Below are 9,879 nucleotides of genomic sequence, written 5' to 3' on the forward strand. Positions count from 1 at the left end.
CCCCCACCCTCACCGCCACCCACGCCGACTCCACGTTCCCGCCCTCCGCCGAGGGCGACGGGACCCACCCCGGGGCGGTCAGGTTCGGCACGGAGGCGGACGAGAACCCGCCGGCCTTCGACGCCGGCCACGAACCCGACGCGGAAGCGGCGCCGTTCGGCGCGACCGACAACGGCGAGGGCGCCCCCACCCCCCAGGTCCCCTGGCACGTCGCGGACGGTGCGCTCGGGGACGGCTACGTCACCTCCGTGCACGCCTGGGCGGAGGCCGACAGCACGCAGTGGCTGGAGTCGACCCGGACGGCCCTGCGGAAGCTGGGGGTGGACGCCGGGACCACGGCCGGGGTCATGGACCGGCTGGGCAGCCGGATGACCGGTCAGGACCCCAAGGCCTGGCAGCGCTTCCTGCAGAACCCGCTCACCTTCCATGCCGGCGGACAGCGCGTGACGCTGACCGCCTGGCCGGAGAACCTGCGCCACCACCGGGCGCAGACCGACCAGGAAGTGGCGGGCTTCCCCTCGCGCAACCAGCCCGTGACGAACCGTACGACCGCCTCGGGCAGCAGCAGCCAGTTCGCCGTCGCCTCGGACATCGCCGTGCAGGTGGTGGGCGCCGGGGCCCTGACCGGGGTGGTCCCGTCGGTGAAGGTGCAGGTCAACACGACCACCAGTACCTCCCGTACGACCACCGTGGACGTCCAGGCGGCCGGCCGGACCGTGGTGAAGGGGGGTGACGAGTTCGACGGCGACGTACGGATCACCGTGCGCGTGGCGGACGGACCGCCCCTGATCTTCCGGGCCCCGGACCGGCTGCGCCTGGCCTTCCCCCCGGGGTCCGTCCCGGCGAACGGGAACGGGAACGGGGGCGGGACCGGTGCCGCTGCCGGGGCCGGGGACGGGACCCCGTGGACCGGGCCGCGGCCGGTGGTGAACCCGGCCGGTCTGAAGTCGGTGCTCTCCACCGTCAACGCGGTCGCGCCGAAACAGGTCGTGGCCGATCTGGCCGCGCACCTCGCGGCGGCCGAGGTCGCCCCGGAGGTGGCCGCCACGTTCCTCGGCGAGGTCACCGAGGAGCTGCTCAACGAGAAGACGCTCAAGGACAGCAACCAGTGGTGGAGCAACGGCGCCTGGACCTCGAAGGTGTTCACCGCCGGCGGCCGGCTCCGCGGCTCGCTGGCCGGGCACTTCCAGGTGAGCGCCCGGCTGACCAGCCTCGAACGCAAGGGCGAGACGGACGGCAGGCCGCGCATCCGTGAGGACTTCGCCGACGGCTTCGGGGTGAAGGCGAGCAGCAAGCACAGCGGCAAGGGGGCCGTGACCGTGAGCACGTCCGGCCTGGTCCCGCTGGAGCGGTTCGTGGTCGTGCCCAGCGTGGACCTCGCGGTCAACACCGCGCGCGCCCACAACCTCGACGTCAGCGGCTCGGACAAGACCAAGCAGAAGATCAAGTTCCCGAAGGAGAAGCAGGTCGACTACCGCGCGGAGGCCGACTTCCGGGTGGAGTTCACGTCCCTGTCGAAGAACCGGGTCCCGCCGTTCGAGTCCCGTCTGGTGCTGGCCGTCGGCGTACCGGCCGGCCAGGCGTCCCGCTTCGAGGAGCTGCTGCTCCGGACGGACCCGCCGGAGGGGCAGCCTCCGGCGGGCGGGGGCGCCCCGGCGGACCCCGGCGCCCCCGCCCCGGTGTCCCGCTTCCGGGCGACTACGCACGCCGTCCGCGGCCTGCTGCGGCTGGCCCGGCGGGAGCCGGCAGCCCACTTCGACGTGGGCGTGCAGCGCCCCTTCCCCACCGGAGGCCTGAACGGCGTCGAGGACCTGCTGAGGATCGCCGAGCGGCAGCCGATCGAGATCGCGGTCCCCGGCGGCCGCCTCCCCGACGCCCCCGGCTGGGACCGGCTGGCCGGCCACGCGCAGGTGACGCTCGTCCACACCGAGGACGCGTACTCGTTCACGCCCCCCGGCGCCCCCGCGCACCTCCCCCGCCCGGAGTTCCGCTACCACGCGGACGACCAGGGCGTCATCACCGGCGCCCAGCGGTTGGCCACCACCGGCTTCGCGGGGCTCCTCGGCCCCCTGCGCAAGGTCCACGAGGGGGGCGCCGACCAGCTCACCGCGTTCCTCGAAGCACATCCCGGGCTGTCGCTGCTGGTGGTGGTCGACCCGCAGTTCACCGCCGACCACGGCGAGACCGACGCCGGCCTGCAGACCCTGCTCGGCCACCCCCAGGTCTCCCCGCAGTCCCGGCTCGGCGGCCACCGCACCATGATGGTCCTCGACATCACCGCCGACGGCACGATGGAGGTGCCCGGGACCCTGCACCACCCGGTGGAGCAGACGATCCGCAACCTGGCCGCCGCACCGCCGCAGCCGCTGGTGCGTACGTACCGGCCGCTGGTGGTGCACCAGGGCGGTGAGGCGGAACTGGACGACTTCGCGACGCGGCACGGACCCGTCCAGCTCCAGATCAGCCCGGGGTACGCCCACGCTCAGGACACCGCCGACGCCTTCCGCCAGCACCCGCACGTACGGCTGCTGGACGCGGCGGGCACACCCGAGGGACCGCAGCCCGGGCAGCCGGACGGTGCGGACGCGCCCGCCCCCGAGGAGCCGGCCAGGTTCCTGATGGTGGTCGACGAGCAGGGGAAGGTGCTCGGCCCCTTCCCGCCGCGGGAGTTCCCGGCCGACCCCCGCGAGCCGCTGGCGCTGGCCGCGCGCAAGGGTCTCGGCCCCGGCCTGGTCGGCGAGCTCCCCGGCTCCGAGAAGGTGCTGCCCGCCGCCCGCGCCTGGCTGGACGTCCAGCTGGAGGCGGCAGGCCTCAAGAAGCGGCTCGACGAGGAGGAGTACGGGCAGCTCCAGCGCGAACTCGCCGCCGCCTTCGGCACCCCCGGCATGCGGGCCCGCTTCACCACCCTGCTGGGCTCCGGCGTCCCGGTCACCCTCCAGGCCGGTGACCACGAGGTCCGCCTGCACCTGCGCACCGAGCTCCGCGCGCTGCGCGGCACGTCGCAGGAGCCCGGTATCACCCTGAGCCGCACCGCGGCGCGCAACACCAGCTACGCGGTCGGCCAGAGCGACCAGGCGTCCTTCTCGGTCGGCGGCGGCGCCACCCTGCGGATCGCCGTCGGCGACGCCCGGATCGAGGTGCCGGGGTTCAAGGCGAACGGCGGTGCCACACTCGCGAACGTGAAGGAGTCCGCGAGTTCCGTCGTCAAGTCCTCGCACGGCGAGGAGTCCACCGGCACGGTCACCGCGTTCGACTACGCGGCCGTCCACCATCTGACCGCCACGCTCCACGACGGCGACGGCCAGCTGCTGTCCGGGACGTCCCTGGAGTTCGGCGGCGACGACGTCTCGGCGGTGGTACGGGTCGACAACGACCACCTCGCGACCGCCCCGCACGACCCGGCACGGCTCGTCACCACCGGCACCACCACCGTGTTCCGCGGCCCGGACGACCCCGGCCGGCTCGGCGCGGGCGAGGGCCGCACCCCGGAGTTCCCCCTGCCCGCGGCCGGACTCGGCGGCATCACCCCGGAGTTCCTCGGGATGCGGGAACTGGGCGCGGCCGTCGCCGCGTTCGTCGCCCGGCAGGCCGACGGCGCCGCGCCGACCCCGCTCGACACCGCCTTCGGCAAGCGCTCCGGCGACACCGTGGGCGCGCTGCGCCAGGGCCTCGCCACCGACATCGAGGAGATCTTCACCTCGAACCTCCTGCGGGCCGAGTTCGAGCAGCTCACCGGCCCGGACGGCGCCACGGTCCCGCTTCCGCCGACCGCCGAGGGGAACCCGCAGGCACTCGTCGTCACCCTGCGGTTCCCCGAGCCCGCCTACGAGACGACGGCCACCGGGACCAGCACGGCGCACAGCGTCGAGACCAGCACCAAGTCCTCCGTGTCCACGTCTTCTTCGCGCACCTTCGGCGCCTCCTTGGGCGCGGGGGTCCGGGGCGACGTCGGCGACCGGCCCGGTACGGGCGCCCAGTTCGCCCTGACCGGCTCGGTGGAGGGCAGCCGGACGGACACGAGCGCCACCAGCCGGGTCTCGGCCGGCTCCGTCTCCTCCGCCCTGATCTACAAGGGGACGACCCACCGCTTCCGTACGGACGCCCACTTCGAGGTCTCCCACCACACCTGGCTGCCGCAGGGCCGGCTCAAGGCCTTCTCGGACACCACGACCCTGTACGCGAAGGTCACCGGCGGCCTGGAGCTGACCGTGCCCGACCAGCAGGCCCGCGACCTGGGCCTGCCGGTCCCGCCGGAGGCCGCCCCGGCCCCCGCCACCGGTCCGCACCCGGAGCGTTCGTACGTCAACGCCGACCTCGGGCACGCCTTCTCGCACGTGGAGAAGCTGGACGCGGACCAGGTCCTGCCGGCGGTGCGCACGGCCCTGGAAGACCTGGGGGTCGTCCCGGCCGGGCTGCGCGACACCCCGACGGACCTGTCCCGGGCCGTCGCCTCGGTGTTCTCCAAGGAGTCGCTGCGCGCCAACTTCGCGACGCTCAGGTCCACTTCCGTACGGCAGCTGCTCAAGGTCCAGGCTCCCGGGGGCGGCACCCGGATGATCGGCATCCGGGTCACCGCCGACGTCGGCGAGGGGACGTACCGGCGGCCGCGCGGCGAGGTCATGATGACCGTGAGCGACGCCGCGACGAACTCCGCCGGCTCCTCGTCCGGTACGTCCGGCAAGGTCGGCGGCCAGGGCGGCCTCACCGTCAAGGGGCCGGCCGGCGGGAAGGGCCCGCGCGGCGGCGTGAAGTTCGGCGGCGGCGCGGAGACCTCCACCGGCCGGACCACGACCGACACCACGACCACGCGGGACCAGCACGGCCTGGAGTACGTCGGCGACGTCCACGAGTTCACCCACCCGGTGAGCTACCGGGTGGAGATCTTCGACACGGGCGAACCGCACCAGGTGGCGCGGCTGGCGGGCAAGGTCCTCACGGCCCCGGCGCGCCTGGTCGACCGGTCCACGGACGGCCGGGCCGGCCGCTGGTTCAGCGAGCAGTGGGGCGCCGAGTGGGACGCCCTCTTCCCCTCGGGGCACACCCCGAAGCGACGGATCGACGTACCGGGCGGGCAGGTCCACCTGCTGGTCCCCGACCACCTGACGCAGCCGGGCCCGGGCACCCGCACCCCGGCCGTCCCGGTGGCCGGGCACGTCCGCCCGGGCGGCCCGACCACGGTCCCGGAGCCCGTCCGCAAACTGACCGCCGACCTGGCCCCGACCCTCCAGGCCATGGCACTGCCCGGCCTGGACCGGGTCCTGCCCTGGCTGTCGGCCGCGGCCTCACTGCCGCACCGGGTGGCACCTCAGGACACGGCCCCGCCGCTGCGCGGGGACCTGGCCCCGGGCACCCTCGCGGGCCTGCGCACGGACCTGCTGACGTCCGAGCGGAACCTGCGGGCGAACATCGCGGCCCTGCTGGGCGACGGCGGCTACGTGGTGCCGGTGGCGGACGGCGAGCACGTCACCCTGCGCCTGGTGGTCCACCGGACCCGCCACCTGGCCTCCGGCTCGTTCGACACGGGCGTCGACACCGGCGTCACGGAACGGGAACGGGAAACGGAACGGGAGAGCGGCACGCTCTCCTGGACCGGTTCGATCACCCCGGAGGGCGGCGCCCACGGGGTCAACGCGGGGGCGCCGTACACGGTCGGCGGCGAGCGGACGGACGGCAGGAGCTCCTCCCGCAGCGAGGCGGTCGACGAACGCGAGAAGCACCGCGGGACCCAGCACTACTACGAGGCCGACGTCACGTGGGTACTCACCGGCAGCAGCGGAACCACGGTCGAGGTCAAGGCGGACGGCGGCCTCCTCGGCCTCCTGCACGAGTCCCACGCGACCACGCTGACGCAGAACCACCGCCGCTTGTTCGCCCCGGAGCCGACCCCCGAGCCCGGGCCGGAGGCCCAGCCGGCACCGGGGGCGCAGCCTGCGCCGGCCGCCGAGCCTGCACCGGTGGCCCCGACCGCGCCGGTCGCCCAGCCCACGCCGGTGGCCCCGACCGCGCCGGTCGCCCAGCCCACGCCGGTGGCCCCGACCGGGCAGGTCACCCAGCCTGCGCCGGAGGGCCAACCCGCGCAGGTGGCTCCGCCCGCGCCGGTCACCCAGCCCACGCCGGAGGCCCCGACCGCGCCGGTGGATCCGACCGGGCCGGTGACGCCGCAGCCCGCGCCGGAGGCTCGTTCTGCGCCGATCGCCCAGCCTGCGCCGAAGGCCCCGACTGCGCCGAAGGCCCAACCGGCACCGGAGGCCCCGACCGCGCAGGGCGCCCAGCCCGCGCCGGAGGCCCCGGCCGGGCCGGTCACCCAGCGTGTGCCGGAGGGCCAACCCTCTCCGGTGGCTCCGCGCGGGCCGGAGGCCCAGCCGGCGCCGACGGCCCCGACCGTGCCGGGCGCCCAGCCCGCGCCGGTGGCCCCGACCGCGCCGGAGGCCCCGGCCGGGCCGGTGACGCAGCCCGCGCCGGAGGCTCGTTCTGCGCCGATCGCCCAGGACACGGGGGTCACGACCGCCTCCACCGTCACCGAGGGCCTGACAGAGCCGGTCGTCCCGGAGGTCCCGGCGGCCCCCGTCGACCCGGAGGGCCCGACCGCCCCGGCCCCAGGAGGAGGACCCCGCCATGACCGACCCGGAGTTCCGGCTCGCCGCCGTCTTCGACCACGTCGACCCGCGGACCGGGCCCGGGTTCGCCCCCGACCACCCGTCGGTCGAGGACCCCGCGCTGCGGGACCTGCTGGTCCAGCGCCTCGACGCGGGCACGCCCGTGCTGATGACGCCGATGCTGATGGACGACGTGCTCGACCCCGAGCGGCGTGCGGAGGTCCCGATGAACTTCCGGACGGACGGCCGCTGGGTGTGGACCGACACCGTCACCTACTACCTGGCGCGGTATGCGCTCGCTCCCGAGCCGGACCTGTTCGCGCACCTGGCCGCGCCGGACTACGACGCGGCCGCACCCCTCGCCCGGGCGGTCGTCGAACGGGCCGTCGCCTTCGTCCTCACCCCTCCCCCCGAGGGGGAACCGGTCCACTACCTGACCTGACCGGACCCCGGCGAACCGCGCGGGGGCGCAGTCCCGTTCCCGATGTGTGTCGCGACGACCGAGGGGAAGCAACGTGGACGAGAACGACCAGCGGCGGCGGGCCGCAGGGCAGCCTGACGGCGGGACGATCAGCCTCCCCCCGGTCGCCTGGCACACGGCCGACGACGGCCCCCAGCCGGACCCGGCCGCGCAGGACCCGGCGGCGGCGGAGCCGACCCCCGGGCCGGACGCGGTCCCGGCGCACGGCGCCGTCCCGGCGGTCCCCGGCGACCCGGAGTCCGACCCCGACCCCGCCTCCGCCTCCGCCTCCGGACCCGAACCCGCAGCCGCAGCCGCAGCCGCAGCCGCAGCCGGCCACGGCGACGACACCGGGACCGACGACGAAGCAGCGGCCGTGGCCGGCACCGTGGCGGCGGTCGAGGCCCTGCCGCTCTCCGGGGCGGTCCCCGTACCGGCCCAGGAGGCGCGTACGGGCCCGGGCCGCACGCGCCGGATACCCAAGCCGGTGATCGCCGCGGCGGCCACCTCGGGCGTCGTCCTCATGGGGCTGCCCCTGCTGCTCTCCCAGCTCGGCGGCGGATCCGGCCCGGCCCCGGGGCCGGCCCGCCCCCCGGGCTACAACCAGCCGGACGGCGGCCCCGACGGCTTCGTGCCGGGCGCCGACGCCCCGGACGGCGCGAACCCGCCGTCCGGCGGCGCCGTTCCGGGAGCCGCCGGCGTACCGGGCAGCGGCGACGGCACCACCGCGGCCGGCCCCGCGGCCGGTCAGGGGCCCCCGACGGACACCACGGCGAACGGCACGGGCCAGACCCCGGCCCAGGCCGGCGCCGGTACCGGCCAACCCCCGACGGGGGGCGGCTCCGACGCCCAGCCCGCCGGCGGCAACGGATCGCCCGTCACCTCCCCGGCCGTCCCCGGCGACCGGTCGGGGCAGCCCCCGGTCGCCCCGCCGAGCCCGGCGCAGCCCGGCACCAAGGAGTACGCCGCCGTCGCCGGCCCGGGCTGCGCGGGCCCCGGTGCCACCTTCGACTGGATCCCGGTGCGCAAGGACGGCTGGAAGGGGTACGACGTCGGCGGCTACGGCAGCAGCGGCTGCAACGGCGACTTCTACGCCATGCCGATGTCCGGGGACAGCGGCCGCGACGCCGGGAACCAGGTGCGGTGGACCTTCCGCACCGGCGCCGTCACCACCGGCACCTGCCAGGTGTTCGTCCACATCCCCAACAACGGTGACGTCAGGGCGGTGGGCGGCAAGGCGTCGTACTACAGCGTGCACGCCGGCTCCACGGGCGGTGACCCCTTCCTCGGGTCGTTCACCGTCAACCAGCCCTCCCAGCTCGGCCGTTGGGTCGCCGCGGGCAGCTTCCGGATCACCGGTGGCCGGCTCGCCGTGAAGCTGCACGACCGTGGCACGGGCGGGTCGGGATCGACGTACGCCCGGCACGCGGCCGAGGCCCTCCGCGTCCAGTGCACCGGCTCGTGACCCCCCGCCCGGCCCGGAGGGAACCCCGGCTCGTCCCGGCGGCGGCACTGGCCGCCGCGACCGCTGCGATCGGCGCGCTCGGCGCGCTGCTCGTACTGGTACCGGCCGCGCCGCCCGCACTGGCCGCCCCGCCCGCGCCGGGCGCGGGCACGGAACCGGCTTCGCTGCCCGCCCTCACCCAACGGCTCTCCGGGGACGAGTGCCGCAAGGCGTCGGACCGGACCAGTTCCCGGGTGCCGTGGCCGCAGACGTACCTGCGCCCGGACACGGTCTGGCCGCTGACCGAGGGCGCGGGAGTGACCGTGGCGGTGGTCGGCTCGGGCGTGGACGACGCCTCGGGCGTGCTGGACGGCCGCCTCGACCGGGTGCCGCGCCGGACCGACGGCGGGCCGGCCGAGGACTGCACCGGGCACGGCACGTTCACGGCGGGGCTGATCGCGGCGGCGCGGACGCCGGGGGCGGGGTTCGCGGGCCTGGCGCCGCGCGCCCGGATCCTGGACGTCCCGGTGACCGACCGGCGCGGGAGCACCACCCCCGATCTGCTGGGCGCGGGCATCCGGGCCGCCGCCGACGGCGGCGCCCGGGTGATCGCCGTGATGGCGGTGGCGCAGACGGACAGCCCGGCCCTCGCGGACGCGGTCCGGGACGCCGTCTCCCGCGGCGCCGTCGTCATCGCTCCCGCCGCTCCGGACGGGGACGACGGGGGTGCCGCCTTCCCCGCGGCCCATCCCCAGGTGGTGTCGGTCGCGGCGACCGGCCCGAGCGGGGCACCGGCCGCCAGGAAGGCCGCCGGGCGGACGGACCTGACGGCGCCCGGCGAGGCGGTGATGGGCCCGGGGCCCGGCGGCACGGGCCACTTCACGGCGTCCGGCCCGAGTTACGCCGCCGCGCTGGTGGCCGGAACCGCGGCGCTGGTCCTCGGCCACCGGCCGGAACTCAGCGGCGCGGAGCTCACCCACCGGCTGCGGGCCACCGCGTCCTGGTCGGTGGGGCGGCCCCCGGGCCCGGCCCAGGGCTACGGCCCCGTGGACCTGGTCTCGGCCGTCACGGCGACACTGCCCGGGGAGCCCCGGAACGGGGCGGCGGCGGCCGCGACCGGTCAGCCCCGTACACCGCCGCAGCCGACTCCGCACGACCCGCCCGCTCCGCACGCTCCCGGCGTGGCCATGCCGCCGGACCCCGGCCCCTCGGCCGCGGGACCGGCCTGGCTGGTCTCCGGGGTCGCCTTCGCCGCCGCGACGGGGGTCGCCGGCGCCGCCGCGGTGGTGTCGGCGGGACGGCGCAGGGGCTGGCGCCCCGCCCGCTACCGGGCCCCCGCGCCCGGCAGGACCCCCCGCCCGGAGCCGCTGTAGCACACC

The 9,879-nt window shown here is 76.6% G+C and carries 2 protein-coding genes and 1 pseudogene; all 3 read left to right on the forward strand.

Translation table 11 applies throughout. From position 1 onward, the window contains the following. Window positions 1-7,547: pseudogene (locus tag EF918_RS37265) on the forward strand (hypothetical protein); the annotation flags it as partial. Continuing rightward, window positions 7,433-8,521, forward strand: coding sequence for a hypothetical protein (locus tag EF918_RS37270; RefSeq protein WP_185921936.1), 1,089 nt, complete (start codon window positions 7,433-7,435; stop codon window positions 8,519-8,521). The pseudogene EF918_RS37265 and the gene EF918_RS37270, both read left to right, overlap by 115 nt. Continuing rightward, window positions 8,518-9,873, forward strand: coding sequence for a S8 family serine peptidase (locus EF918_RS26945; protein WP_185921937.1), 1,356 nt, complete (start codon window positions 8,518-8,520; stop codon window positions 9,871-9,873). The genes EF918_RS37270 and EF918_RS26945 overlap by 4 nt, the downstream gene beginning before the upstream one ends. Window positions 9,874-9,879: the final 6 nt, after the last annotated feature.

Source organism: Streptomyces sp. WAC06614 (assembly GCF_003949795.1).
Taxonomy (GTDB): Bacteria; Actinomycetota; Actinomycetes; order Streptomycetales; family Streptomycetaceae; genus Streptomyces.